The organism is Cryobacterium melibiosiphilum (assembly GCF_003602235.1).
GTDB lineage: Bacteria > Actinomycetota > Actinomycetes > Actinomycetales > Microbacteriaceae > Cryobacterium > Cryobacterium melibiosiphilum.
Map to the genome: position 1 here is coordinate 67,660 of NZ_QZVS01000080.1, position 26,212 is coordinate 93,871.

Genomic DNA, 26,212 nt, shown 5'->3' on the forward strand with positions numbered 1-26,212 from the left:
GCCTCCCCAGCGGGCGCGTCGTGGCGCATAACTTCTAAATCAGGAATTGCATACTCAGCATAACTTTAAGCCTCGACTAGAGGTTGAGAGTTCCACCGGAGGCCGGACGTGTCAAACAATCAGAATTATCTAGCCGTGATCAAGGTCGTCGGTATCGGCGGTGGCGGCGTCAATGCCGTCAACCGCATGATCGAACTTGGCCTCCGTGGCGTCGAGTTCATCGCGATCAACACCGACGCGCAGGCGCTGCTCATGAGCGACGCCGACGTGAAGCTCGATGTCGGTCGTGACCTGACTCGGGGCCTCGGCGCCGGGGCAGACCCCGAGGTCGGTCGCCGCGCCGCCGAGGACCACGCCGAAGAGATCGAAGAAGCCCTCGCGGGCGCCGACATGGTCTTCGTGACGGCGGGCGAGGGTGGCGGAACCGGCACCGGTGGTGCTCCCGTCGTCGCCCGCATCGCCAAGTCCATTGGCGCCCTCACCATTGGCGTGGTCACGAAGCCGTTCGGCTTCGAGGGCAAGCGTCGCCAGGCACAGGCCGAGACCGGTGTCGCCTCGCTCAAAAATGAGGTCGACACGCTCATCGTCGTGCCCAACGATCGCTTGCTGGAAATCAGCGACCGCGGCATCAGCATGCTCGAAGCCTTTGCCACGGCCGACCAGGTTCTCCTCGCCGGCGTGCAGGGCATCACCGACCTGATCACCACCCCCGGACTGATCAACCTCGACTTCGCCGACGTCAAGTCGGTCATGCAGGGCGCCGGTTCCGCCCTCATGGGCATCGGTTCCTCCCGAGGCGCCGACCGGGCCATCAAGGCAGCTGAACTCGCCGTGGCCTCGCCGCTGCTGGAAGCGTCGATCGACGGCGCCCACGGCGTGCTGCTCTCCATCCAGGGTGGCTCCAACCTCGGAATCTTCGAGATCAACGACGCGGCCCGCCTCGTGCAGGAGGCCGTGCACCCCGAAGCCAACATCATCTTCGGTGCCGTCATCGACGACACCCTCGGTGACGAGGTGCGCGTCACCGTGATCGCCGCCGGCTTTGATGGCGGCGAACCCGGCGCCAAGGCCGTTGAGGTGCGCCGCGCCGACCTCGTCGCCGCGGGCATTGCCAGCGGTGTCGGCACGGCTCCCGCGGGCGCCGCTGCCACCTCCACGACCCCCGACGCGAGCCAGTTCAGCGCCGAAGAGCTCGCCGGCTCCTCGGTCTGGGCCAGCAACGACGCCACCGCCGGTGGGGCCACGGTTGTTGACCCGGCCTTCGAAGAAGACCCCGACGACCTGGACATCCCCGATTTCCTCAAGTAATCCGCTTTCGTCCCTTTCGGGGGCGATCGACACCCTCGCCGAGCGCCTGCAGTCCGTGCGGGCCGGAATCGCTGACGCGGTCCGGCTCGCCGGGCGCGACCCGGGCGAGATCACCACGGTCGTCGTCACGAAGTTCCATCCCGCGAGCCTCATCCGTGAGCTGGCGGCGCTCGGGGTGACGGATGTCGGCGAGAGTCGGCACCAGGAGGCCCAGGGCAAGGCCGCCGAACTCGCCGACCTGAACCTGACCTGGCATTTCATCGGCCAGATCCAGGGCAAGAAGGCGCGCCAGGTGCGTGCTTACGCCGACGTCATCCATTCCCTCGACCGTGCATCTCTTGTCGGCGCGCTCGAAGCAGTCGATGCCGATGCGCCCGTGCGGGACTGCTTCATTCAGGTCAATCTGACGGATGATCCCGCCCGCGGCGGTGCCTTGCCCGGCGACGTCGACACCCTCGCTGAGCAGGTGCTGGGCACGCCAGGGCTGTGTCTGCTCGGGCTGATGGCCGTGGCTCCCCGCGAGGGCGAGCCGCGACGGGCCTTTGCGGCGGTGCGGGACCTGAGCGTTCGAATGCAGGCCGTGGCGCCGGCGGCAACGCAGTTGTCGATCGGCATGAGCCAGGACTACGCCGCGGCCGTCGCCGAAGGGGCGACACACCTAAGAATTGGCACGGCAATCACCGGGATTCGCCCGTTACACGGTTAATCTCATAGAGAAGAATTACCTACACGGAGGTCGACATGTCCAACCCGCTCAAGAAAACCATGGTCTACCTGGGGCTGGCAGACGAAGAGCTGCACTACGAGGCCCCCGCGACCGCGCACGTGGCGGCCGTGCCGGCACCCGCTGAGCGCTCCAACTCGTCCAACGCGTCGGCGCAAGCCGCCGCCGCGGCCCAGTCCAGCGCCGCCCATTCCGGTTCGGCCCACAACGGATCGGCCCACAACGGATCGGCACCGAACAACGCCGGCCGTGCTCCGGTGACTCCGCTGCGCAAGACGCAAACCCCCAAGAATGTGGCTGCTTCCGAAATGAATGAAATTCTCACGGTCCACCCGCGTCAGTACCGCGACGCCCAGGTCATCGCGGAGTCCTTCCGTGACGGTATCCCGGTCATCATCAACCTCTCCCAGATGAGTGACGCTGATGCCCGCCGCCTGATTGACTTCGCCAGCGGCCTGTCACAGGGCCTCTATGGCAAGATTGAACGCGTCACCGCCAAGGTCTTCCTGCTGTCGCCGTCACACGTGATCGTCTCCGGCGAGAACAGCACCGAAGAGCCGGACGCGGAAGCGTCCTTCTTCGCCCAGTCATAGACTTAGAGCGTGCTCGTCGATCTCCTGGCCACAGTTGCCTACTACGCCCTCCTCCTGTACTTCTTCGTGCTCTGGGGACGCTTCATCATTGACCTCGTTCGCGGTGTCAACCGTTCGTGGCGGCCAACCGGATTCACCCTGGTGCTCGTGGAGCTGGTCTACACGTTCACCGACCCGCCGGTACGCTTCTTTCGTAAGCTGATACCGCCGCTCGCAATTGGACCCATCCAGTTCGACTTCGGGTTCACGATCACGATGCTCTGCTGCATCGTGGGAATGTCGATCGCGTCATTCCTGCGGGCGAGTTTCTAGGCTTGTCCCGCGTTTCTCACGCTCGGCCCGCGCCACACCCGGTGCGGCATGTATTCTTGTCCGATGGCACTGATCTGTGGTGTCATACAACTGTTCGCAACACAAGTTCTAAGGGTGGAAAGCCATGGCGCTAACTCCGGAAGATGTAGTCAACAAGCGGTTCCAGTCAACAAAATTCCGTGAGGGATACGACCAGGACGAGGTTGACGACTTCCTCGACGAGGTCGTCGTTGAACTGCGCCGCCTTACGCAAGACAACGAGGAGCTGCGCGCGCGCATCACCGCCGACGGCGGAGTCGTCGCCGAGGCCGTCAGCGCCCCTGTCGCGGCCGTTCCGGCCTCGGCCGCCCCCGAACCCGTTGTGGTTCCGGAGCCCGTCAAGGCCGCCGCACCGGTCGTTGTCGCCGCCGAGCCGATCGATGAGACCGCCGGCACGACCAACCTTTTGCAGCTCGCTCGTCGACTGCACGAGGAGCACGTCAAGGAAGGCGCCGAGAAACGTGACGCCCTGATCGCCGAAGGCCACGCCACCGCCGCTCGCGTCGTTGCCGAAGCAGAGGCCAAACAGCGCGTCCAGAACCAGCAGATGGATCAGGAACGCTCCGTTCTCGAAGGCAAGATCGAGGGCCTGCGCACCTTCGAGCGCGAGTACCGTGTCAAGCTGAAGAGCTACATCGAAGGCCAGCTCCACGACCTCGACGGCGCGTCGCCGGTCGGCGCCGGTGTCGGCAGCGATTCCGCGCCGAAGTCGTCCTTCCAGGGCTTTGGCGCCTAGGGTTCGAACGGAGAAGCGCTCCCGCGCGCTGATCGTCCTCGCGCTCATCGCGCTGGGCATCTACGCGCTGGATCAAATCAGTAAGATCCTGGTCGTCGATCTGATGACCGAGGGTGAGGTCGTCCGGGTTCTGGGCGAGGTGCTGCAACTGCACTTCGTTCGGAACCCGGGAGCGGCCTTTTCGCTTGCCAGCGGCACCACCTGGGTCTTTTCGATCATCGCCGCCGGAGTGGTGGTGTTCATCGTCTGGTTCGCCCGCCGCATCCGTTCACTCGCCTGGGGCCTAGTCTTCGGGCTCCTGCTCGGTGGTGTGCTCGGCAACCTGACCGACCGCCTGCTGCGCGAACCGGGCTTCGGCCTCGGACACGTCGTCGATTTTCTTTCGACTCCGTGGCTGCTGCCGGCCATCTACAACGTGGCCGACATGTCCATCGTGTCGAGCATGATCATTTTCATGATCTTGACCATCCGCGGGATCGGCCTCGACGGCGAACGCGTCGTGGACAAGCCCAAATCGGACGCACCGAAGCCCGAAGAACCAACGTCTGATGAACCGAAGGCCGAGATCGTTCCGTGACCACCCAAACCCGTGCCCTGCCGCTGCCCGAAGGGCTCGAAGGCGTGCGTGTCGACGCCGGGCTCGCCAAACTGTTCGGATTCTCCCGCAGCTTCGCTGCCGAAGTCTCCGAACAGGGCGGGGTCATCCTCGATGGGACGGTCGCGGGCAAATCCGACCGGCTGCACGCCGGCAGCTGGCTTGAAGTCACCTGGCAGCCCAAGCAGCCGGTGCGCATCGATCCCATTGCCGTTCCCGGCCTCACGATCGTGCACGATGACGACAGCATTGTGGTCGTCAACAAACCGGCCGGCGTGGCGGCGCACCCGAGCGTGGGATGGTCGGGGCCCACCGTGCCCGGCGCCCTCGCGGCCGCCGGTTTCCGCATCTCCACCTCGGGAGCAGCGGAACGGGCCGGTATCGTTCACCGCCTCGACGTCGGTACGAGCGGGCTCATGGTGGTCGCCAAGTCGGAGGCCGCCTATACCCACCTCAAGCGTGCCTTCCACGACCGCGAGGTCGAGAAGGTGTACCACGCCGTCGTGCAGGGGCACCCGGACCCGACCAGCGGCACCATCGACGCGCCCATCGGTCGGCACCCACACCACAACTGGAAATTCGCCGTGATCGCCGGTGGCAAGGACTCCATCACCCACTACGAAACGCTCGAGGCGTTTCGTGCCGCGACCCTGCTCAAGATTCACCTGGAAACCGGGCGCACCCACCAGATCCGGGTGCACATGTCGGCCCAGCGGCATCCATGTGTCGGCGACGCCATGTACAGCGCGGACCCGAGCATCACCGCTCGCCTCGGGCTCGGCCGGCAATGGCTGCACGCCACCCAGCTGGCGTTCGAACACCCCGACTCACGCGAGTGGGTCACCTACAACGCCGAGTACCCGCCGGACCTGGAGCACGCGCTGAGCGTTCTCCGCGGCGACTGAGGACCATTTGTTATGAGTGACGATTCCTTCGTCCACCTGCACGTGCACAGCGAGTACTCGATGCTCGACGGGGCGGCCCGGGTCAAGCCGCTGATCAAGGCCGCGGTGGAGCAGGGCATGCCGGCCGTCGCGATCACCGACCACGGCAACGTGTTCGGCGCCTTCGATTTCTGGAAGAGCGCGACCGAGGCCGGCATCAAGCCCATCATCGGCACCGAGGCCTACATCACCCCCGGCACCGACCGGCGGGACAAGACCCGGGTGCGCTGGGGGACCGGTGCCCAGAACCGCGACGACGTCGGTGGCGCCGGCTCCTACACCCACATGACGCTGCTCTCGGAGAACACCGAGGGCATGCACAACCTCTTTCGGTTGTCCTCCAAAGCCAGCCTCGAGGGCTACTACTTCAAGCCGCGCATGGACCGCGAACTCCTCAGCCAGTTCGGCAAAGGCCTGATCGCCACGACCGGCTGCGTCGGTGGCGAGGTGCAAACCCGCCTCCGCCTGGGCCAGTACGCCGAGGCGAAGAAAGCCGCCGGTGACTTCCAGGACATCTTCGGCAAGGAGAATTTCTTCTGCGAGATCATGGACCACGGCATCGACATCGAGCGCCGCACCATGACCGACCTGCTGAAGCTCGCGAAAGAGCTCGACCTGCCACTCGTGGCCAGCAACGACCTGCACTACACCCACGCCCACGACGCCACCGCCCACGCCGCCCTGCTGTGCGTGCAGTCGGCGTCGACACTCGACGACCCCAACCGGTTCAAGTTCGATTCTGACGAGTTCTACCTCAAGACCGCCGCCCAGATGCGGCACATCTTCCGGGACCACCCGGAGTCCTGCGACAACACGCTGCTGATCGCGGAGCGCTGCCAGGTGGAGTTCAACACCAAAGCCAACTACATGCCTCGATTCCCCTGCCCCGAGGGCGAGAACGAGGAAAGCTGGTTCATCAAGGAGAACGAGATCGGGCTGGCCAAGCGCTACCCGAACGGCATCCCCGATGCCGTCCGCAAGCGTGCCGACTACGAAATCGGCATCATCGTGCAGATGGGGTTCCCCGGCTACTTCCTCGTCGTTGCGGACTTCATCATGTGGTCCAAGCAGCAGGGCATCCGCGTCGGCCCCGGCCGTGGCTCGGGTGCCGGCTCCATGGTCGCCTACGCCATGGGCATCACCGACCTCGACCCGCTCGTGCACGGCCTCATCTTCGAGCGGTTCCTCAACCCCGACCGTGTCTCCATGCCCGACTTCGACGTCGACTTCGACGAGCGTCGACGCGGTGAGGTCATCAAATACGTCACCGAGAAGTACGGCGAAGAACGCGTCGCACAGATCGTCACCTACGGCACGATCAAGGCCAAGCAGGCCCTCAAAGACGCCAGCCGGGTGCTCGGCTTCCCCTTCGGCATGGGCGACAAGCTCACCAAGGCGATGCCGCCGGCGATCATGGGCAAGGACGTGCCCCTGACCGGCATGTTCGACAAGGACCACGCCCGCTACCGCGAAGCGGCCGACTTTCGGGCCGTGATCGAGAGCGACCCCGAGGCGCGCACGGTTTTCGACACCGCCCTCGGCCTCGAAAACCTCAAGCGCCAGTGGGGTGTGCACGCCGCCGGCGTGATCATGTCCTCCGACCCGCTGATCGACATCATCCCGATCATGAAGCGGGAAGCGGATGGCCAGGTCGTCACGCAGTTCGACTACCCCGCCTCCGAGGCTCTCGGCCTGATCAAGATGGACTTTCTGGGGCTGCGCAACCTCACCATCATCGACGACACCCTCGACAACATCGCGGTCAACCGCGGCCACCGGCCGGTGCTCGAAGAGCTCGGGCTCGAAGACCCCGCCGCCTATGAGCTTCTGGCCCGCGGTGACACCCTCGGCGTGTTCCAGCTCGACGGTGGGCCGATGCGCGCCCTGCTGCGCCTGATGAAGCCCGACAACTTCGAAGACATCTCGGCCGTCATCGCCCTATACCGACCGGGCCCCATGGGCGCGAACTCGCACACCAACTATGCGCTGCGGAAGACCGGTCAGCAGGAGATCATCCCGATCCACAAGGAGCTCGAGGAGCCCCTCAAAGACGTGATCGGCAACACCTACGGCCTGATCGTCTACCAGGAGCAGGTCATGTCGATCGCGCAGGTGCTCGCCGGCTTCTCGCTCGGTGAGGCCGACCTGCTGCGCCGCGCGATGGGCAAGAAGAAGAAGTCCGAGCTCGACAAGCAGTTCGAGGGCTTCTCGCAGGGCATGAAGGACCGCGGCTATTCGATGGACGCGGTCAAGACGGTGTGGGACATCCTGCTGCCGTTCTCGGACTACGCCTTCAACAAGGCCCACTCCGCCGCTTACGGCGTGCTCTCGTACTGGACGGCCTACCTGAAGGCCGTCTACCCGGCCGAGTACATGGCCGCCCTGCTGACCAGCGTCGGCGACTCCCGCGACAAGCTCGCCCTCTACCTCAACGAGTGCCGCCGCATGGGCATCCAGGTGCTCGCCCCCGACGTGAACGAGTCCATCGGCTTCTTTGCGGCCGTGGGAACCGACATTCGCTTCGGCCTCGGCGCCGTGCGCAACGTGGGCTTCAACGTCGTCGAAGCGATCCGCGGCGCCCGGGAAGAGCAGGGCCGGTTCGTGTCCTTCCACGACTTTTTGCACAAGGTGCCGCTGCCGGTTGCCAATAAGCGCACGATCGAGTCGCTCGTGAAGGCCGGTGCCTTCGATACCCTCGGGGCCACGCGCCGCGCGATGGTGGAAATCCACGAATCGGCGGTTGAATCGGCGGTCAAGACGAAGCGGGCCGAGAGCAACGGCGACGTCGGGTTCGACTTCGCGAGCCTCTACGATGAACCTCAGGACACCGAGCAGGTGCCCGACCGACCCGAGTGGAGCAAAAAAGAGAAGCTCGCCTTCGAGCGCGACATGCTCGGTCTCTACGTGTCGGATCATCCGCTCGCGGGCCTCGAAATTCCCCTCGCCAAGCACGTGAGCACCTCGATCACCGACCTGCTGGCGTCTGAGTCCACCGAAGACGGCGACACGGTCACGGTGGCGGGCCTGATCACGAGCGTTCAGCACCGCATCGCCAAGAAGTCGGGCAACCAATACGGCATGATCCAGGTCGAGGACTTCGGCGGTGAGATCACGGCCATGTTCATGGGCAAGGCCTACGAGGAGTTCTCGAGCGAGCTCGTCAGCGACACCGTGGTCGTCGTGCGCGGTCGGGTCAGCCTGCGTGATGACGGCATGAACCTGCACGCGTTCAGCGTCTTCGCCCCCGACCTCGGCCAGGGCGCCGACCAGAGCACCCTGGCCATCACCATCAGCGAGACCCGTGCAACCACGGACACGGTGCAGGCGCTCAGCGAGGTGCTCACCCGACACCTCGGTGCCGCCGAGGTGCGATTGAAGCTCATCGTCAAGGGCAACACCGCGCGGGTCTTCGAGTTGCCCTACCGGGTGACGGTGAGCGCCGACCTGTTCGGAGAGCTCAAGAGCCTACTCGGCCCGTACTGCCTGACCTAGAATGTGATTCCACTCGCTGGAACTAGCTTCCAGTAGGCAAACTCGCTCGGCCCGCTCCATTGTCGGGGTGCGCGCAGGGAGCGCGTCGTATTCTGGGGGCATGAGCACCCGTGCCGGTTCCCACAAGCCCAAAAACGTCCAGCCCAAAAACGTCCAGCCCAGAAACGTTCAGCCCAGTAACGTTCAGCCCAGAAATGTTGAAGCGACCTACGCCACCGCGATCGCCGCTGGCCGGAGCGTGTTCGGGTTGCTGCGGGTGAAGCCCGGCACGAGCGGGCTCCAGCGGCTTCCCGACTCCGGCGGTGCGGTGCTGGCCATCACGCACTTCGGGTACCTGGATTTCGCCCTGGTGGAGTGGATGATGTGGCAGAAAAATCGCCGACACATCCGCTTTCTGGCGAAGAAGGGCGCGTTCAGACACCCGCTGGTCGGTCGTCTGCTGCGCGCCATGCGCCACATCAGCGTCGACATGACCGACGGCGCGCTGGCCTACTCCCAGGCCGTGGCAGCGCTGAGAGACGGCGAGGTGCTCGGCGTCTTCCCCGAGGGCGGCGTGAATGCCTCGTTCACCGTGCGAGCGCTCAAGACCGGTGCCGTGCGGATGGCGGCCGAGGCGGGCGTTCCGATCATCCCGGTCGCGGTGTGGGGCGGCCACCGCCTGCTCACCAAGAACCACAAGCCGTCTGTGCGGGAGGCGTTTCGCGTGCCCGTGCGGTTCGCGATCGGCGAACCGATCCCGGTGCCGCGGCAAGCGGATGCCGCCGCGCTCACGCTCGAACTCCACACGACCCTGCAGGGCCTCGTCGACGCGCTGCAGACGAGCTACCCGGCCGATGGTCGCGGCCGGTGGTGGCAGCCCGCCCACCTCGGCGGTACCGCCCCCACTCCCGAGCAGGCCGCGATCGTCGAAGCGGAGCGCAAGCGCCGCAAAGCCGCCGCCGAATCCCGCGAGTGAGCAGTTTCTGCACTTCCCGGGCCCGGGAAGTGCAGAAACTGCTCACTCGTGGGGTGTGGTCTCGCGGGGGAGTTCGGCGCTTGGAACGCGGTAGCTGCGCTCGTGGTAGAGCAGGGCCTCGTCGTCGGCGCCCATTCCGCCCTCCTCGATCTGCACGACCACGACAGCGTTGTTGTGCACGGAGATCCGTTCGATGATGCGGCCGACCATCCAGCTCGTCACATCGTTGATGACCGGGATCCCGTAGGGACCGGCGTGCCAATGGCTGCCCTCGAAACGACGTTCGCGTGGCCCGGACATGATCTCGGCAACATCCCGATTGCGGGCGCCGAGCATGTGGATGATGACGTGGCCGTTGTCGAGGATCGCCGGCCAGGCACTGGCGGTGCGGGCCATGTTGAAGGTGGCGAGCGGAGGCACGGCCGACAGCGACGCGAGTGAGGTCGCCGTGAAGCCGACCGGCGTGCCGTCCCCGCGGAGCGAAGTGATGATGGCGACCCCGGCGGCGTGGCGCCGGAAAGCATGTTTGAAGGCCGCGAGGTCGATGGGGGCGTTGGGATCGGCCTCGAGCGGCGGCACCGGAGCGGCGGTCGCGGGTAGTGCGTCGGCGAGTCGGGATTTGGCTTTGTCGGTCATTCGGTGGCCTCAATCATCTGTCGTGCAGTCAAATCTGTCCTGCAGTCAACGGGGGGAATGTTCGCGGATAGGCTGAACCGTGATGATTCAGACTATTGACCTGCGCGGAACCCGACCAACTCCGGCCTCACTGCTGGCCGCCGTGCCACGGGCCCTCACCGACGTTGCCACGGCGAGCGATGTCGCCGCCGACCTGATCAACGACGTGCGCCTGCGGGGCGAGGATGCGCTGCTTGACCAGGCCGAACGACTCGACCGGGTCCGCCCGGCCTATGTGCGGGTGCCGCTGTTTCACATTGAAGAAGCTCTCGATGGCCTCGACCCGAGCGTGCGCACGGCGATTGAGGAAACCATCCGTCGGGTGCGTCTCGCCAGTGCCGCCCAGGTACCGGCTGGGGTGACCACGACCATCGCCGCCGGTGCCGTCGTCACTCAACGCTGGCAGCCCGTCAGCCGGGTGGGGCTCTACGTGCCCGCAGGAAAGGCCGTGTATCCGTCCAGCGTGGTCATGAACGTCATTCCGGCGCAGGTCGCCGGGGTCGCCTCCCTCGCGCTGGCCTCTCCCGCGCAGAGCCTGTTCGAGGGCCGCGTGCACCCGACGATCCTGGCCGTCGCCGGCCTCCTCGGCATCGACGAGATCTATGCGATGGGCGGCGCCGGAGCGATCGGAGCCCTCGCCTACGGCGTTCCGGGCCTCGGCCTGGCTCCCGTGCAGCTCGTCACCGGTCCCGGCAACGTCTATGTGGCCGCAGCCAAGCGGCTGATTCGCGGCCAGGCCGGTATCGACTCCGAGGCCGGCCCCACCGACATCCTCGTGATCGCCGATGACGAGGCCGACCCGCTGCTCGTGGCAGCAGACCTCGTGAGCCAGGCCGAGCACGACGAACTCGCGGCGGCCGTGCTGGTCACGGACTCCGTGAGCCTCGCCCGCCGCGTCGAGGCGCGCCTGACCGAACTGGCGGTCTCCACCACCCACAGTGAGCGGGTCACGATCGCCCTGAGCGGCTCCCAGTCGGCCATCGTGCTCGTGGACGATCTCACCGTCGCAGCGGCTTTCAGCAACGCGTTTGGCCCCGAACACCTCGAGATTCAGACCCAGGACCCGGATGCCGTGCTCGATCACATCGAGAACGCCGGCGCGATCTTCCTCGGCCCGCACTCCCCGGTCAGCCTCGGTGACTACGTCGCCGGCTCCAACCACGTGCTGCCGACCAATGGCCAGTCGCGCTTTTCGGCCGGCCTCGGTGCCTACACGTTCCTCCGGCCACAGCAGATTGTGCGCTACGACCGGGAAGCGCTGCACGCCGTGGCCGGTCACATCGTCGCGCTTGCCCAGGCCGAGGCCCTGCCGGCCCACGGCGACGCCGTGACCGCCCGGTTCGTCGACGAGGACTGACTCACCGGGCGCTAGGCTGGCAACACTATGTTTTGCCCGTTCTGTCGCCACCCCGATTCCCGAGTCATCGACTCGCGCACCAGCGACGACGGACTTTCGATCCGCCGCCGCCGTCAGTGCCCGAAGTGCGGGCGCCGTTTCAGCACCACCGAGACCGCGAGCCTGAACATCATCAAGCGCAGCGGGGTAGTGGAGCCGTTCAGCCGGGAAAAAATTGTCGCCGGGGTACGAAAAGCCTGCCAGGGCCGTCCGGTGACCGACTCGGACCTGGCCCTGCTCGCCCAAAAAGTCGAAGAAACCATTCGACAGACCGGTGCTTCGCAGGTCGAGGCGAACGACATCGGACTGGCGATCCTCCCGCCGCTGCGCGAACTCGACACGGTTGCCTACCTGCGCTTCGCGAGCGTGTACCAGGCCTTCGATTCCCTCGAAGACTTCGAAGCGGCCATCGCCCGCCTGCGCGCGTCGCAGGGCGACGCGTCGGTGTCGCTGTAGCCCGCCCTACTCTCCGGACACCATGTATCCTCTCTTTTTCTCCCTCGTCCTGTCTCGCCTTGATCCCGAGCGCGCCCACCACCTCGCGTTCTCGGTGATTCGCCGTCTGCCCACGCTCGGCGTCGGACGCGTGGTGAATCGGTTCACGCGGGCCGATCCCCGACTCGAAGTGATGACCCTCGGGCTGCGCTTTGCGTCACCCTTCGGTGTCGCTGCCGGCTTCGACAAGGACGGCGAAGCCGTTCTCGGCCTGGGCCAGCTCGGCTTCGGCCACGTCGAGGTCGGCACCATCACGGCGCTCGCCCAGCCGGGCAACCCCACCCCCCGCCTCTTCCGGCTCGTCGCCGACCGCGCCGTCATCAACCGGATGGGCTTCAATAACCGGGGTGCGGCATCCGCTCGCCGGCGTCTCACCGCGGTACGCGCGGCCGCGCGTCGCCCGGTGCTCGGCATCAATATCGGCAAGAGCCGGGTTACCGCCGTCGACGACGCCACCGGGGACTATCTCGAGAGCACCCGCCAGTTGGCGCCCCTGGCCGACTACCTCGTGGTCAACGTCAGCTCGCCCAACACACCGGGTCTGCGCGGACTGCAGGAAATCGACCGTCTTGCGCCCCTGTTGCGCGCCGTGAAGGCCGCCGCCGGGGGCACCCCGCTGTTGGTGAAGATCGCGCCCGACCTCAGTGATGACGAGGTCACCCGCGTGGCCCGGCTCGCCGTCGAACTGGGCCTGGACGGCATCAGCGCGACCAACACCACGCTGTCGCGGGCGAACCTGGCCACGGATGCCGCGACAGTCGCGGCCGCAGGGGCCGGTGGCCTGTCGGGCGCCCCGCTCAACGACCGTTCCCTCGCCGTGCTGCGGCTCATCCGCGCGGTCGTGCCGCGGGAATTCTGTGTCATCTCGGTGGGAGGCGTCGAAACCGCGGCGCAGGTCGCTGAGCGACTCCACGCCGGCGCGACGCTCGTGCAGGGCTACACGGCCTTCCTCTACCGCGGACCGCTCTGGGCCCGCCAGATCAACCGCGGCCTCGCGCGCCTGCTGTAGCGCCGTCAGCCCGCCCGGCACGGGCCGGCTGGCTCAGAGCAGGCCGTGTTCCGCGAGCTGGTTGGCGATGCTGGAGCCGTCCGGACCGTAGACCCACGGGGTGTCGGCGGTACCGGCAACGGAGGCCTGCGAGCGACCGCCCGCCAGAACGGCCTCGCTGGGGGACAGCTGGCGAATGGCAACCGCCGCGACGCTGCCGGGGAATTCCTTCTGGAACTCGCTGTAAATCGTCTCATCGTGCTGGCCGTCGTCGCCGATCAGGATCCAGCCGATCGAGGGGAATTCCTGGGCCAGGCGGCGCAGGTTCTCGCGCTTGTGTTCCTTGCCGCTGCGAAACAGTCGGTCGTGCGTGGGCCCCCAGTCGGTCAGCAGCAGGGCGCCGGCCGGGTACAGGTTGCGCGACAGGAATCGCGAGAGGGTCGGCGCCACATTCCAGGCCCCGGTCGACAGATAGATCACGGGGGAGCCGGGCGTTGCCGCGGCGAGCCGCTCGAGCAGCACGGCCATTCCCGGGGTGGGGACACGCGCGTGCTCGTCGAGCACGAAGGTGTTCCAGGCGGCAAGCAGCGGCCTGGGGAGGGTGGTCACCATCACGGTGTCGTCGACGTCGGAGATGACGCCGTGGCGTACCGCCGGAGCGACGACAAGAATCGGTGCGTCCTGCACCGCGGAGGACTCGGCGTGCAGTCGGGCGGTGTGCCAGCCGGGCGCCAGGCGCACCGGTACGACCGTGTCGACGACCCCGCCGCGGTCGGCACGCACCAGGTGGGTCTGACCGTCGATCTCGATGGTGACCATGACGTTCTTCACGGGCACGCTGGTGAAGCTGCGCCACCCGCGAATACCGGCGTCGCGGCCGTCGCTGCGGGGACGTCTGGCGCGCACGGCCTTTCCGGGTTTGGTCGGCTTGGCCAGCAGCACACGGCAGAGGATGCGCACCCAGCCGGTGGACCCATAGCCGGCGAAGGGGATGACCGTCGGGCGGTGGCCGCGCCTGCGGGCGAAGCTTTCGCGCCGTTCGTGCACCCAGTCCTCGATGCGGGCGGCGCGGTGCATCAGCCGGGCGGGGTTGAGCGCGGTCGACCGGTCTGCCCGACCCTCATCGGCTGAGGCTGCATCGTCTGAGAACGTATTGTCGCGGGACTCTGGCACACCCCCAGTCTGCCATGCGAGCCCACTCCACTGCGCAGCACGCCGAATGCCACGCACGGGAGGACAGATCGGCCAGCGCACACGTGTGTTAATACATGCGGGTAGACAACGTAGGATAGTGAATTAACTTCAAGGAGGACCCCGTGTCGCTAGCCGGCCTATTCGATGTTGATTCAGCAGTCACTGGTCAGCAGGTGCGCGCGGAACCGATCCAACGTCGCAGTGCCGAGCGGCTGTCGGCGCTCCTCGATGCGGCTGCCGAGGCAGTGGATGCCGTGGGCTTCGACCGCATCACGACGGCCATGATCGCGGAGCGAGCGGGCGCATCCATCGGGACCGTGTACCGCTACTACCCCGATCGCGTCGCGGTCCTCCAGGCCCTGCATGAGCGCACGGTCCAGCGCTTCCGCGAGCGGGTCGTCGAGGAATTCGAGAGCAGCCCGCCGACGACGTGGTGGGACGTCGTGGACTGCGCGGTGAGCGCGTTCGTCGGCCTCTACCGCTCTGAGCCGGGTTTTCGCATCATGCAGTTTGCCGACCGCGAGGGCGCGACTCTGGGGGAGGGGACGCCCTCCGACGACGTCGCCCGTGAAACCGGCTTCTTCGCCACCCGGCTGGCGATGGTGTTGGCCGCCCGGTTCGGCCTGCCCGACGAACCGGAACTCATCTTCCGGGTCGAGATCGCCGTGGAGATGGCCGATTCCCTGCTCTGCCGGGCGTTCCTGCACGATCCGCTGGGGGACGAGCGGTTCATCGCTGAGTGCCGGCGCGTGGTGCACGACTACCTCGCGACCTTCTACGGCCCCGTGGTCGCCTTTCCGGGCGTCGACGTGTCCGTCGCCGTCTAGCCGGGCTGGAGATATTTGCCAATCCGACTTGGCAAGGGTTCCGAATAGTGATTGGGTTGCCTTCTATTCCTGTTGATCAGGCTGGTTTGTGTTGATCCGACCCCACGCGAGGAATGAGCCACTTATATGATCGAGTTCCGTTCTGTGACCAAACGGTTCACTCAGGACGCGGTCGCCGTTAACGACTTCAGCCTGGTGCTCCCGAGCCGAAAGATCACGGTGCTCGTCGGGTCGTCCGGTTCGGGCAAGACCACCCTGCTGCGCATGATCAATCGCATGGTCGATCCGACCAGCGGGTCGATCGAAATCGACGGGGTCGATGTGGCCACCCTGGAACCCGTGAAGCTGCGCCGCAGCATCGGCTACGTCATGCAGAACTCGGGGCTTCTGCCGCACCGCAAAGTCGTCGACAACGTCGCGACGGTTCCCCTGCTCCGCGGTGTTCCGCGCAAGCAGGCGCGCCTCGATGCCCTGGAACTGCTCGACACGGTCGGTCTCAGCCGCACGCTCGCCGACCGGTATCCCAGCCAGCTTTCCGGCGGCCAGCAGCAGCGCGTCGGTGTCGCGCGCGGCCTGGCCGTGAACCCCAACATCCTGCTGATGGACGAACCCTTCGGTGCGGTCGACCCGATCGTGCGCGCAGAACTCCAGCAGGAGTTGCTGCGGTTGCAGCAGGAACTCGACAAAACTGTCGTCTTCGTCACGCACGACATCGACGAGGCGTTCCTGCTCGGCGATCAGGTGGTCATCCTGCGCACCGGGGGTCTGGTCGCCCAGATCGGTTCCCCCACCGAGATCCTGGCCAACCCCGTCGATGAATTCGTGTCCAGCTTCGTCGGCGCCGATCGGGGAAAGCGGTCCCTGCACCTGGAAAACCATGGCGGTGACGACCTGGTCGTCGACAGCGAAGGACGCCTGGCCGGCGTTCTGTCCACCGGTACCAAGGCCGGGACCCGTTCGGGCCCGGGTGCTGCGGCGCAGGGTGGGGTCCGGCAGTGACCTGGATCTGGTCCAACGGCGACCTCATTTGGGACCGCACCCTGGACCACCTCGTGCTCAGCGTGCCCCCGATCCTGCTGAGCTTTCTGCTCGCCCTCCCGCTTGGCGCCCTCGCCAACCGGTACCGGGCCAGTCGCGGGGTCATCCTCGGGTCGGTCGGCCTGCTGTACGCCATCCCGTCCCTGCCGCTGTTCATCGTTCTGCCCGTCATCGTGGGCACGAGCGCCCGTTCTCCGCTCAACCTGATCATCGCGCTGACCCTGTACGGCGTCGCCCTGATGGTGCGCGTGGTGGCGGATGGCCTCGCCTCCGTTGACCGGGATGTGCGGCAGTCCGCCGCCGGCGTGGGCTTCTCCAGCTGGTCGGAGTTCTGGCAGGTGGAGCTGCCCCTGGCCGGTCCGGTTCTGCTGGCCGGGCTGCGCGTGGTGGCCGTGAGCACCGTGAGCCTGGCAACCGTCGGTGCGGTGATCGGAGTGCAGAGCCTCGGCAGCCTCTTCACCGACGGATTTCAACGGGGCATCCAGGCCGAGATCATCGCCGGAATCGTCGCGACGGTCGTGCTCGCGCTCGTGCTCGACGGCGTTCTGGTGCTGCTCGGCCGTCTGCTGATGCCGTGGACGCGCAAGTCCAGCTCTCGGGTGCTCCTGCCCGTCGTGACTCCGGCGGCGGTGACGCGGTGAATCTGTTTGCACAGGCCGTGCAGTGGATCCTCGACCCGCTCAACTACGTCGGCGTCAATGCGATACCCCTGCGGGTGTTCGAGCACCTGGCGTTCACGCTCGTCACGCTCGTGATCGCATCCGCCATCGCCATTCCGATCGGGTTTTTCATCGGGCACACCGGGCGGGGCCGCGGCCTTGCCGTGTCGGTTGCCGGAGCGTTTCGCGCGATTCCGACGCTCGGACTGTTGACCCTGGTGGCGCTCTGGATCGGAATCGGTCTCGGGGCGCCCTTCGTGGCGCTGACGATCCTCGCGATTCCCCCCATTCTCGCCGGGGCCTACACCGGCTTTGAGGCCATCGATCGGCGAACGGTCGACGCAGCGCGTGCCGTCGGCATGTCCGAGGGCCAGATCGTGCGCGGGGTGGAGGTGCCGCTCGGGCTGCCGCTGCTGATCGGCGGCATTCGCTCGGCCGCGCTGCAGGTCGTCGCGACCGCGACCCTTGCGGCATATATCGCCGATATCGGCCTCGGCCGGTACCTGTTCACGGGCCTCAAAACGCGCGATCATGCGGAAATGCTCGGCGGATCGATTCTCGTGATCCTGCTCGCGCTCGCTCTCGAGGGAATCTTCGCTACTATCCAGAGGTTCGTAGTACCACGCGGCGTGATTTCGAGCCGCTCCAAAGTTGTTCGGGTGCGGTCATCCAGGGCGCGCCCGATGGTGAATTCCGCCGTTGAGAAAGGAACACAGTAATGTTCACAGCAAATAGAGGCCGGCTCGCGCTTTTCGGCGCGGTCGCGGTTGGGGCCGTCGTAGCCCTTGCAGGGTGTGCAACCGGTGATCCCCTGGCCACAGGGTCAGGAGACTCGGCCAGCGAGACCCTCATCGTCGGCTCTCAGGACTACTACTCCAATGAGATCATCGCCGAGATTTACTCGCAGGCGCTCGAAGACGGCGGCTACACCGTTGATCGTCAGTTCCGGATTGGCCAGCGGGAGGTCTACCTGCCCGACATCGAGGCCGGCGGCATCGACGTCTTCCCCGAATACACCGGCAGCCTGCTTCAGGCGCTCGAGCCCGACGCGGCCGCTGGCACCGCGGACGACGTCTACACCGCACTCGAGTCTGCGCTTCCCGACGGGTTGAGCCTGCTCGACCGGGCCGACGCATCCGACCAGAACTCGTGGACGGTCTCGAAGGCCTTCGCCGAGCAGTACGGTCTCACCGACATTGCCTCGCTGGCGAACGTGACCGAACCGATCACCGTTGGCGGAAACTCGGAACTCGAAGAGCGTCCCTACAATCCGGAAGCCTTGACCGCGAAGTACGGTATCGAATTTGCGGGCTTCACCCCCATCGAAGACGGCGGCGGACCGCTGACGGTCAAGGCGCTGCTGGACGGGGACATCCAGATCACCAACATCTACACCGCGAGCCCTGCGTTCGCCGATGGCAGCATCGTCGCGCTGGACGATCCGGACAATCTCTTCCTCCCGGATAACGTCGTACCCGTCGTGTCGGACAAGGTTGACGATGGCGCCGCTGACATCCTCAATGCGGTCAGCGCCGCCCTCACCGAAGACGTTTTGGTCACCCTGAACGCCCGGAGTTCCAACGATCAGGAATCGGCCGACAAGATCGCGACCGACTGGCTCGCCGAGGCCAACCTGTAGCGACGACCCGGCACCTCACCAGACGGTCGATGTCCCGCGCGAGCGGGACATCGACCGTCTTGGTTTCAGGCGGCGAGCAACAGCAGCGCCGGGGTTACCAGCAGCGAAGCGGATGCCGCGAGCACCCCCGCTCGCGTGCCCGGGTGCAGGGGCGGCTGGGGTACCACGAGCCGGCGCACCCGCGGCTCGACCCGGTTCCCGGGGCTGCCGCCTGAGGGACCGCCGGCCTGGGGTTCCCGAGCCGGTGGCGGGGCATCCGCTCGCGGCACCGGATTCGTGCCCGCGGACGAGTGGGCCGACGCCACCAGGGTGATCGCTGTTGCGAGTACCCGGTCGTCGACCACCCGACGGGCCTGGTCGTCCGCGAGCAGCTCCACCAGCAGCGCGACGGCCGTTTCGGCTCGGTTGGCGATCGGAAACCAGGGCAGGGCGCTGTGCCACGATTTGAACGCCAACAGCACCAAATGGTGTTTCTGCTGCAGATGAGCGCGTTCGTGCGCGATCACCCCCTGCAGCTGGTGTGCGTCAAGGATGCGCAGCAGCCCGTTGGAGAGCACGGTGGCCGACTGCGCGCCGCCCGGCAGGCAGTACGCGACGGGTGCGGCGTGATCGATGACCCGCAATCCGGGGCGGTCGGGCAGGGGGTCACTCAGCAGGCCGATGAGGTTGAGATGGCGGCGGCGCTGCCGTTCCGCGCTGATCAGGGTGGCGGTCAGGTTGAGCACGAGGTGCACGGCGAGGATCACCGCACCCGACAGGGCGAGACCATGCGTGAACAGCGTGTCGGCCGGCAGGGGGGCGCCCACCAGATACTGCCCCAGTTCGAGGGTGCCGTCGAGCACGGAATCACCGAACGGAACCAGGCCGTAGGTCAGCAGCGAGCCGATCATGGAGACCCCGCCGGCGAGTGCGATGGACTGCCAGAGCACGAGGGCGACCCCCGGAGCGCGCGTGGTCCAGTGGGCCCGGGCCAGCAGGATCGGTGCCGGCGCGGCCAGGATGAGGGCGATCAGCCCGAGCACGAGGGCGGCGAAAATCACCGGCGGATGTCGATGCGGTGGGTCACTCCTGCACGGCCGAGAGCGACGTGGGCCCGGCCGGCGCACCGAGCAGCTGGCGCATTGTTTCGGCTTCCTGCGGGCTGACATCCCCGATAAACCGGGCCAGAACGGCCGTGCGGTCGGGGACGGTGCCGAGGACCTGGTGCATGAGCTCGGCGGTGTGATCGGCGCGGGACATGGCGTAGGTGTAGACGTGCGGTCGATTGCTGCGGTCCCGCGACACAAAGCCTTTGATCTCGAGGCGTGACAGCACGGTCAAAATCGTGGTCGTCGCGAGGGGCTTCTTCGAGGCAGCGGATGCCTCCGGGTTCAGCAAAAGATCCCGCAGCTCATTCGCCGACAGCGGCTCGGTCGAATCCCAGAGGATGTCCATAATCAACCGTTCCAAAACACCCAAACTTCCCATGAAATTAACTTTACGCGCTCCACCTGTGTTTTCTACGTAACGTAGAAGAGTAATGTTCTACACGACGTAGAAAAGGCCTGTGTGTAGAGCACACGTGCACGGACTTGATACGAACACAGAAACGCTAATGCTGGAGGGCACATGAACGAGTGGCTGGATCCTTTACTCCTGTCGCGGTGGCAATTCGGTCTCACGACCATCTATCACTTCTTCTTTGTTCCACTCACGATCGGCCTCGCGCTGACCGTTGCCATTTTCCAAACCGCCTGGTACCGCACCGATAAGGCGAAGTACCTGCAGCTCACGCACTTCTTTGGCAAGATCTTCCTGATCAACTTCGCCATGGGCGTCGTGACCGGAATCGTGCAGGAGTTCCAGTTCGGCATGAACTGGTCTGACTACTCCCGGTTCGTCGGTGACGTCTTCGGCGCCCCGCTCGCCTTCGAGGGAATCACGGCCTTCTTCCTGGAAGCCACCTTCATCGGCCTGTGGATCTTCGGCTGGGACAAGCTGCCGCGCGGCCTGCACCTCGCGACGATCTGGCTGACCGCAATCGGCTCCACCGCCTCGGCCTACTTCATCCTCGCGGCGAACGCGTTCATGCAGAATCCGATCGCCTACGAGATGAACGAGGAGAAGGGGCGCGCCGAGCTGACCAGCATCGGTGAGCTGCTCACCAATCCCATCGCCCTCGCCTCGTTCCCGCACACGATCTTCGCCTGCTTCATGGTCTCGGCCGGACTCATCATCTCCGTGGCGGCTTGGCACCTCTCGCGTAACCAGCACCTCGAGACCATGCGTCCCGCGCTGAAATTCGGCCTCTGGATGATGGTCATCGCGGGCATCGCCACGACCCTCGCGGGCGACCAGCTCGGCCTCGTGATGGTGGAGGCCCAGCCCATGAAGATGGCCGCCGCCGAGGCGCTGTACACCACGGCAACCGGCGCGAACGCCTCCTTCTCGGTGTTCACCCTCGGCACTCCCGACGGAGTGAACGAACTGTTCTCGGTTCGCATCCCGTACCTGCTCTCCTTCCTGTCGACCCACACCTTCGACGGCACCGTGGAAGGCATCAACAACCTGCAGGCCGAGTACGTGGCGACCTACGGTCCCGGCGACTACACCCCGACGATCTGGATCACCTACTGGTCGTTCCGCTGGATGATCGGTCTGGGCCTCGCCCACATGCTCGTCGCCGTCGTCGGCCTTTGGGCCACCCGCAAGGGTCGCCTGCCGCGCGCGCCGTGGATGTGGAAGGTCGCCGTCTGGAGCTTCCCGTTCTCGTTGCTTGCCATGAGCGTCGGCTGGGTCTTCACCGAAATGGGACGTCAGCCCTGGATCGTCTTCGGCCTGATGCGCACCCAGGATGGTGTCTCCCCGGGAGTGAGCGGTATCGAAATTCTCATCTCGCTCATCACCTTCACGCTGCTCTACGGTGCTCTCGCCGTGGTCGAGTTCCGTCTTATCCTTCGAGCCGTTCAGAAGGGCCCGGACGATGCGCCGGAGCCCGATTCTGAGTCCGGCGAAATCAAACAGACCACAACGGTCTACTAGGAGCCCCTGATGGAACTCTCTACGATCTGGTTCTGGATCATCGCGTTCATGTTCATCGGGTACTTCGTGCTCGACGGCTTCGACTTCGGTGTGGGCATGTCCCTGCCGTTCCTCGGCAAGGACGACGTCGACCGACGCGTCCTCATCAACACCATCGGCCCGGTCTGGGACCTCAACGAAACCTGGCTCATCGTCGCTGGCGCCATGCTCTTCGCGGCCTTCCCGGAGTGGTATGCCACCATGTTCAGCGGGTTCTACCTGGCCCTGCTGCTCATTTTGCTGGCCCTCATCGCTCGCGGGGTGTCGTTCGAGTACCGCCACCAGCGCCCCGGCTCCGAGTGGAAGAAGTGGTTCGACGGCATGATCATCGCCGGCTCGGCCATTCCCGCCCTGCTCTGGGGCGTGGCCTTCGCCAACGTCGTGCGCGGTGTGCCGCTGGACGCCGACTTCAACTACATCGGTACCTTCTTCGACCTGCTCAACCCGTACTCCCTGCTCGGCGGGGTCACGACCCTGATGCTGTTCTTCACCCACGGCGTTGTGTTCGTCTCCCTCAAGACGGTCGGCGACATCCGCCTGCGGGCCCGTAAGCTCGCCGTTCGCTCGGGCCTCGTCACGATCGTCGTCGCGGCATCGTTCCTGGCCTGGACGACCTTCGCGTATGGCACCGTGGCATCCGCTATCTTCGCCGCGGTGGCCGCCGTCACGCTGATCGCCTCCTTCCTCGCGAACCTGCGCGGCATGGAACGGTCGGCCTTCACGCTCATGGCCGTCACGATCGGCCTCGCCGTGCTCACCCTGTTCGCGTCGCTCTTCCCCGACGTGATGCCGGCCAGCAACGACGTGGCCAACAGCCTCACGATCGAAAACGCCTCCTCCACGCCGTACACGCTCACGGTCATGACCTGGACGGCCGTCATCGCCGCTCCGGTCATTCTGTTCTATCAGGGCTGGACCTACTGGGTCTTCCGCAAGCGCATCGGCCGCAGCCACATCGAGGAGCAGGTCGACTCGCCCGAGGTCGCCGTACACTAGCTCACCGTAAACTACAGTCCGTGCGCCCACTAGATCCTCGACTGCTTCGATACGCCTCCGCCGCCAGAACATTTCTGGTCGGCGGAGCCGTGTTGGGGCTCCTGCAAACCCTGACCGTCATTTCTTTCGCCTGGTTCCTCAGTCAATCCATCGTCGGCGCGCTTGACGGGCGTCCCGTCGCCGAGCTTTCGGGCCTGATCCTTGGTCTCGCCATCACGATCGTGGTGCGGATGCTGCTGGTCTGGCTGCTCGAGGTCGCCGCCAGTCGCGGCGCCGCGCAGGTGAAAAGCCAGTTGCGCGCCCGGGTGCTCGACGCCCTGGCCGAGCGTGGCCCGGACTGGGTCGCCGGCCAGCAGGGTGCACGCCTTTCGACCGTCGTCACGTCGGGGCTCGACGCCCTCGACAACTACTTCGCCCGCTACCTGCCGCAGCTGCTGCTGACGATGATTGCGACGCCGATCCTGATCGCCGTCATGCTCTGGCAGGACGTGGCGAGCGGCATCACCGTGATCATCGTGCTTCCGCTGATCCCGGTCTTCATGATCCTCATCGGCAAGGTCACCCAGGGCGTGCAGCGCCAGCAGTGGGAAGCCCTGCAACGACTGAGCACCGGGTTTCTCGACCTGGTCGGCGGCCTCGGCACGCTCAAGATCTTCGGCCGGGAAGGTCGGCAGGGTGCACGCCTGCGCACCATCACCGAGGACTACCGCACCCGCACCATGAAGGTTCTGCGGGTTTCATTCCTGAGCGGCTTCGTGCTCGAACTCGCCGCGAGCCTCTCGGTCGCGCTCATCGCCGTGTCAGTGGGGCTGCGTCTCGTTGAGGGCGAGCTCGCCCTCTCGGTCGGACTGTTCGTGCTGCTGCTGGCGCCCGAGGCGTTTTTGCCGCTGCGCCAGGTCGGGGCGCAGTTCCACGCCGCCGCCGACGGCCTCGCCGCCGCGGAGGAGGTCTTCACCATCCTCGATGGGCAGGGCGACGCTGCTGCCCCGATCCGCCCGCCGGCGGCACCCGCAGAGCGCCGGGGTGGCGTGCTACGCCTGCGCGGAGTGTCCGTCCGCCGCGGGCCCGCGGATGCCCCTGCGCCCCTCGACGCCGAATTTCACCCGGGTGAACTGACCGTCATCAGCGGCCCGAGCGGCGTGGGCAAGTCGAGCCTGGTCGGTGCCCTCCAGGGATTCGTGGAGTTCGACGGAGCCATCACACTCGGTGATACACCCGTCACCGCGGGTGAGGCGCGGAACTGGCTGGCCTGGGCAGGACAGCGCCCCGGCCTGTTTGCGGGAACGATCGAGAGCAATGTGACGCTGGGGGAGACATCCGTCGATCGGGACGCCGACGCGCTCGCATTGGCGCTCGACTGGGCCGGAGCCTCCGAGCTTGACCCGTTCACGCCGCTCGGGGTGAACGGCGACGGCCTCTCCGGCGGCCAGTCGCAGCGCGTCGCCGTGGCGCGGGCGATCTACCGGGCCCGGGCGCGCGGATGCCACGTGGTGATCTGCGACGAGCCCAGCTCGGCACTCGACGCGGTCGCTGAAACGGCCCTCATCGCCGGGCTACGCCATCTCACCGCGGAAGGACGCATCGTTATCGTCGTCAGTCACCGGCCGGCCTTCAGGGCCGCGGCCGACCATGTCATCGAACTGCGGGAGGCGAGCCTTGTCTGAGCTCACGCTGCCCGACGCTAGCCACGCCACCACCAGTGCTGAGGCCACCCGCGTTCTGCGCCTCGCCCAGCCGCCGGCCCGGCGCTTTCTGCCCGGCCTGTTCGCCGGGCTCGCCAGCGCCCTCATGGCGGTGCTGCTGCTCGCATGCTCGGCCTGGCTGATCACCCGGGCGGCGGAGATGCCGCCGATCCTGTTCCTGGGCATGGCGGTCGTCGGCGTGCGGGCCTTCGCCCTCGGCCGCTCGGCTTTTCGCTATCTCGAGCGAGTGCTCAGCCACGACGCGGCTTTCGCGCAGCTCGCCGAACTGCGTGTAGGGGTCTTTGCGCGCATCGTGCCGCTCGCCCCGGCAGCCCTCACGGACACCCGCCGCGGCGACCTGCTCAGCCGCCTCGTGCGCGACGTCGACGACCTGCAGGACCTGCCCTTGCGCGTCGTGCAGCCGCTCGTGATCGCGGGCCTCACCGCCGTGCTGAGCGTCGCCGGGGTCTGGTACCTGCTTCCGAGCGCCGGCCTCACCCTTTTGATCAGCCTGATCCTGGCCGGGGTGCTCGGAACGCTCGTCACCGGCATCCTGTCGGCTCGATCCGAACGCCTGCTCGCTCCGCTGCGCGGGGAGCTCGCCAATGAGGTGCTCGAAGTCGTGGAGAACCTCGACGTGCTCAGTGCCTTCGATGCCCTCGATGAGCGGTTCGCCGCGCTCGCCCGCGCGGATGACCGGCTGCGCCGTGCGGCCCTGCGACGATCCCTCGGGGTCGGCGTGCAGTCCGGCGTGACCTCGCTGTTCGCCGGTGCGGCCACCCTCGCGGCTCTGGTGTGGGGTGCCCCGCAGCTCGGCACGCCCGGTACCCTCGTCAACGGCATCCTGGTTGGCGAGATTGGGCTCACCGGACCGGCCCTCGTGGTCGCCATTCTTGTGCCCATGGCGGTCTTCGAGGTCTTCGGCATGGTGCCTCTCGCCGTGAGCGCCTGGCGCCAGGTGCGCTCGAGCGCCGACCGGGTGGCCACGGCCGTCCCCGGCGAGATACCCGCTGAGATTCCCCGCGAACCGTCAGCGGGCCCCCTTCACGCGCCCGGTGCGGACCTGCTCGCGGACACGGAGATGCCCGTGCTCGAGCTGTCCGGCGTCGGAGCCTCCTGGCCCGGATCGCCCCGCCCCGCTTTCGCCGATGTCTCGCTGCGCCTGGCGCCCGGGGACCGGGTGCACCTCGCCGGCCCGAGTGGCGCGGGCAAGACCACGCTGGCCCAGACCCTGGTGCGGTTCCTCGAGTACACCGGCTCGTACACGCTCGGTGGAATCGAGGCGAACACTCTCTCGCCGGCCGCGATCCGCCGCGTGGTTGGGCTGTGCGAGCAGCGCCCCTGGCTGTTCGACGACAGCATCCGCCAGAATCTGCTGTTCGCGCGTGAAACGGCGACGAATGCCGAACTGCTCGCCGTACTCGAGCGCGTCGGTCTCGGCGCGTGGACGCAGGCGCGCGGCGGCTTGGACGCCCGGGTGGGGGAGCGCGGAGCCCTCGTTTCCGGCGGACAGGCCCAGCGCATCGCCCTGGCGCGGGCCTTGCTCGCCGATTTCCCGATCCTGATCGTGGACGAGCCCACCGCCAACGTCGACGCCGACCGCGGCGACCGACTCGTGCGGGACATCCTCACCCTGGCCGCCGCCGACGGGCGTGCGGTGCTGCTGATTTCGCACACCCCGGTGCCCGAGGAGCTCATCACGAGCCGGGTGACGCTCTTCCCGTTCGCGGCGATCCACGCCTGACCGGATTTCGGGCGCGTCCAGGAAGAATACTGAAAAGTTCTTTTCTTATTTCGCTGGTTGAGGCCCAATTGGGGCGCTGGTCGGGGCTGGAGTGTCGGTGGCTCGGTATTGACTAATGCTC

General features: G+C 66.5%; 25 protein-coding genes. 21 read left to right on the forward strand and 4 right to left on the reverse strand.

The features are described 5' to 3' along the window. The first annotated feature begins 108 nt into the window (after nucleotides 1–108). The 9 genes from ftsZ (at nucleotide 109) to D6T64_RS09485 (ending at nucleotide 9,698) form a co-directional block, all read left to right on the forward strand. On the forward strand, nucleotides 109–1,308 hold the full coding sequence (ftsZ, locus tag D6T64_RS09445) for a cell division protein FtsZ (RefSeq protein ID WP_119974470.1): 1,200 nt from the start codon (nucleotides 109–111) through the stop codon (nucleotides 1,306–1,308). Beyond that, nucleotides 1,250–2,014 carry a YggS family pyridoxal phosphate-dependent enzyme gene (locus D6T64_RS09450; RefSeq protein WP_325049787.1) on the forward strand — a complete coding sequence of 255 codons (765 nt, stop codon included), beginning with the start codon at nucleotides 1,250–1,252 and terminating at the stop codon, nucleotides 2,012–2,014. The genes ftsZ and D6T64_RS09450 overlap by 59 nt, the downstream gene beginning before the upstream one ends. Before the next feature lie 35 nt (nucleotides 2,015–2,049). Beyond that, entirely contained in the window at nucleotides 2,050–2,625 is a 576-nt protein-coding gene (locus D6T64_RS09455) for a cell division protein SepF (protein ID WP_119974472.1), read from the forward strand. A gap of 9 nt (nucleotides 2,626–2,634) precedes the next feature. Beyond that, entirely contained in the window at nucleotides 2,635–2,937 is a 303-nt protein-coding gene (locus D6T64_RS09460; protein ID WP_119974473.1) for a YggT family protein, read from the forward strand. Between the two features lie 124 nt (nucleotides 2,938–3,061). After that, nucleotides 3,062–3,712 carry a DivIVA domain-containing protein gene (locus D6T64_RS09465; protein ID WP_119974474.1) on the forward strand — a complete coding sequence of 217 codons (651 nt, stop codon included), beginning with the start codon at nucleotides 3,062–3,064 and terminating at the stop codon, nucleotides 3,710–3,712. Continuing rightward, the gene (gene lspA, locus D6T64_RS09470; protein WP_233550989.1) at nucleotides 3,660–4,289 is read left to right on the forward strand and encodes a signal peptidase II; all 630 of its coding nucleotides are present in this window, start codon (nucleotides 3,660–3,662) and stop codon (nucleotides 4,287–4,289) included. The genes D6T64_RS09465 and lspA overlap by 53 nt, the downstream gene beginning before the upstream one ends. Further along, nucleotides 4,286–5,212, forward strand: coding sequence for an RluA family pseudouridine synthase (locus D6T64_RS09475; RefSeq protein WP_119974475.1), 927 nt, complete (start codon nucleotides 4,286–4,288; stop codon nucleotides 5,210–5,212). Before lspA ends, D6T64_RS09475 begins: the two co-directional genes overlap by 4 nt. Before the next feature lie 12 nt (nucleotides 5,213–5,224). Continuing rightward, nucleotides 5,225–8,743, forward strand: a complete 3,519-nt coding sequence (gene dnaE, locus D6T64_RS09480) for a DNA polymerase III subunit alpha (RefSeq protein WP_119974476.1) — start codon at nucleotides 5,225–5,227, stop codon at nucleotides 8,741–8,743. A 100-nt stretch (nucleotides 8,744–8,843) separates the two neighbouring features. Next, nucleotides 8,844–9,698, forward strand: a complete 855-nt coding sequence (locus D6T64_RS09485) for a lysophospholipid acyltransferase family protein (RefSeq protein ID WP_119974477.1) — start codon at nucleotides 8,844–8,846, stop codon at nucleotides 9,696–9,698. 42 nt (nucleotides 9,699–9,740) lie between these two features. Here D6T64_RS09485 and D6T64_RS09490 read toward each other — a convergent pair whose 3' ends face one another. After that, on the reverse strand, nucleotides 9,741–10,334 hold the full coding sequence (locus D6T64_RS09490; RefSeq protein WP_119974478.1) for a flavin reductase family protein: 594 nt from the start codon (nucleotides 10,332–10,334) through the stop codon (nucleotides 9,741–9,743). Nucleotides 10,335–10,416: 82 nt separating this feature from the next. Here D6T64_RS09490 and hisD point away from each other — a divergent pair, with 82 nt between their 5' ends. Genes hisD through D6T64_RS09505 form a run of 3 tightly spaced genes read left to right on the forward strand, consistent with a single transcriptional unit; the run spans nucleotide 10,417 to nucleotide 13,273 of the window. Next, complete coding sequence (hisD, locus tag D6T64_RS09495; protein WP_119974479.1) at nucleotides 10,417–11,730, forward strand: histidinol dehydrogenase; 1,314 nt, start codon at nucleotides 10,417–10,419, stop codon at nucleotides 11,728–11,730. A 27-nt stretch (nucleotides 11,731–11,757) separates the two neighbouring features. Beyond that, nucleotides 11,758–12,225 carry a transcriptional regulator NrdR gene (gene nrdR / locus D6T64_RS09500; RefSeq protein WP_119974480.1) on the forward strand — a complete coding sequence of 156 codons (468 nt, stop codon included), beginning with the start codon at nucleotides 11,758–11,760 and terminating at the stop codon, nucleotides 12,223–12,225. A gap of 22 nt (nucleotides 12,226–12,247) precedes the next feature. After that, entirely contained in the window at nucleotides 12,248–13,273 is a 1,026-nt protein-coding gene (locus D6T64_RS09505) for a quinone-dependent dihydroorotate dehydrogenase (RefSeq protein ID WP_119974481.1), read from the forward strand. Nucleotides 13,274–13,306: 33 nt separating this feature from the next. Here the strand turns inward: D6T64_RS09505 and D6T64_RS09510 are convergent, their stop codons facing one another. Next, nucleotides 13,307–14,329 carry an App1 family protein gene (locus tag D6T64_RS09510; RefSeq protein WP_119974503.1) on the reverse strand — a complete coding sequence of 341 codons (1,023 nt, stop codon included), beginning with the start codon at nucleotides 14,327–14,329 and terminating at the stop codon, nucleotides 13,307–13,309. A 290-nt stretch (nucleotides 14,330–14,619) separates the two neighbouring features. Here D6T64_RS09510 and D6T64_RS09515 point away from each other — a divergent pair, with 290 nt between their 5' ends. The 5 genes from D6T64_RS09515 (at nucleotide 14,620) to D6T64_RS09535 (ending at nucleotide 18,609) form a co-directional block, all read left to right on the forward strand. After that, a complete protein-coding gene (locus D6T64_RS09515) occupies nucleotides 14,620–15,273 on the forward strand; it encodes a TetR/AcrR family transcriptional regulator (protein WP_233550990.1) in 654 nt (217 codons plus the stop codon). A 126-nt stretch (nucleotides 15,274–15,399) separates the two neighbouring features. After that, complete coding sequence (locus D6T64_RS09520) at nucleotides 15,400–16,272, forward strand: ABC transporter ATP-binding protein (RefSeq protein ID WP_119974483.1); 873 nt, start codon at nucleotides 15,400–15,402, stop codon at nucleotides 16,270–16,272. Beyond that, nucleotides 16,269–16,952 (forward strand): ABC transporter permease, encoded by a 684-nt coding sequence (locus tag D6T64_RS09525; protein WP_119974484.1) that lies wholly within the window; start codon nucleotides 16,269–16,271, stop codon nucleotides 16,950–16,952. Before D6T64_RS09520 ends, D6T64_RS09525 begins: the two co-directional genes overlap by 4 nt. Then, nucleotides 16,949–17,689, forward strand: a complete 741-nt coding sequence (locus tag D6T64_RS09530) for an ABC transporter permease (RefSeq protein WP_119974485.1) — start codon at nucleotides 16,949–16,951, stop codon at nucleotides 17,687–17,689. Before D6T64_RS09525 ends, D6T64_RS09530 begins: the two co-directional genes overlap by 4 nt. Further along, entirely contained in the window at nucleotides 17,689–18,609 is a 921-nt protein-coding gene (locus D6T64_RS09535; protein WP_119974486.1) for an ABC transporter substrate-binding protein, read from the forward strand. The genes D6T64_RS09530 and D6T64_RS09535 overlap by 1 nt, the downstream gene beginning before the upstream one ends. A 65-nt stretch (nucleotides 18,610–18,674) precedes the next feature. On the opposite strand, the gene D6T64_RS09540 is transcribed toward D6T64_RS09535, so the two are convergent. Beyond that, a complete protein-coding gene (locus D6T64_RS09540; protein WP_233550991.1) occupies nucleotides 18,675–19,649 on the reverse strand; it encodes a M56 family metallopeptidase in 975 nt (324 codons plus the stop codon). Nucleotides 19,650–19,671: 22 nt separating this feature from the next. Continuing rightward, on the reverse strand, nucleotides 19,672–20,076 hold the full coding sequence (locus D6T64_RS09545) for a BlaI/MecI/CopY family transcriptional regulator (RefSeq protein WP_119974488.1): 405 nt from the start codon (nucleotides 20,074–20,076) through the stop codon (nucleotides 19,672–19,674). Between the two features lie 141 nt (nucleotides 20,077–20,217). On the opposite strand from D6T64_RS09545, the gene D6T64_RS09550 reads away from it, so the two are divergent. Genes D6T64_RS09550 through cydC form a run of 4 tightly spaced genes read left to right on the forward strand, consistent with a single transcriptional unit; the run spans nucleotide 20,218 to nucleotide 26,091 of the window. After that, nucleotides 20,218–21,630 carry a cytochrome ubiquinol oxidase subunit I gene (locus D6T64_RS09550; RefSeq protein WP_119974489.1) on the forward strand — a complete coding sequence of 471 codons (1,413 nt, stop codon included), beginning with the start codon at nucleotides 20,218–20,220 and terminating at the stop codon, nucleotides 21,628–21,630. Nucleotides 21,631–21,639: 9 nt separating this feature from the next. Next, nucleotides 21,640–22,665: a cytochrome d ubiquinol oxidase subunit II gene (cydB, locus tag D6T64_RS09555; RefSeq protein WP_119974490.1), complete on the forward strand. Its 1,026-nt coding sequence runs from the start codon at nucleotides 21,640–21,642 to the stop codon at nucleotides 22,663–22,665. 20 nt (nucleotides 22,666–22,685) lie between these two features. Beyond that, a complete protein-coding gene (gene cydD, locus D6T64_RS09560; protein WP_119974491.1) occupies nucleotides 22,686–24,329 on the forward strand; it encodes a thiol reductant ABC exporter subunit CydD in 1,644 nt (547 codons plus the stop codon). Next, entirely contained in the window at nucleotides 24,322–26,091 is a 1,770-nt protein-coding gene (gene cydC, locus D6T64_RS09565; protein ID WP_233550992.1) for a thiol reductant ABC exporter subunit CydC, read from the forward strand. The genes cydD and cydC overlap by 8 nt, the downstream gene beginning before the upstream one ends. The last annotated feature ends 121 nt before the right edge of the window (nucleotides 26,092–26,212 follow it).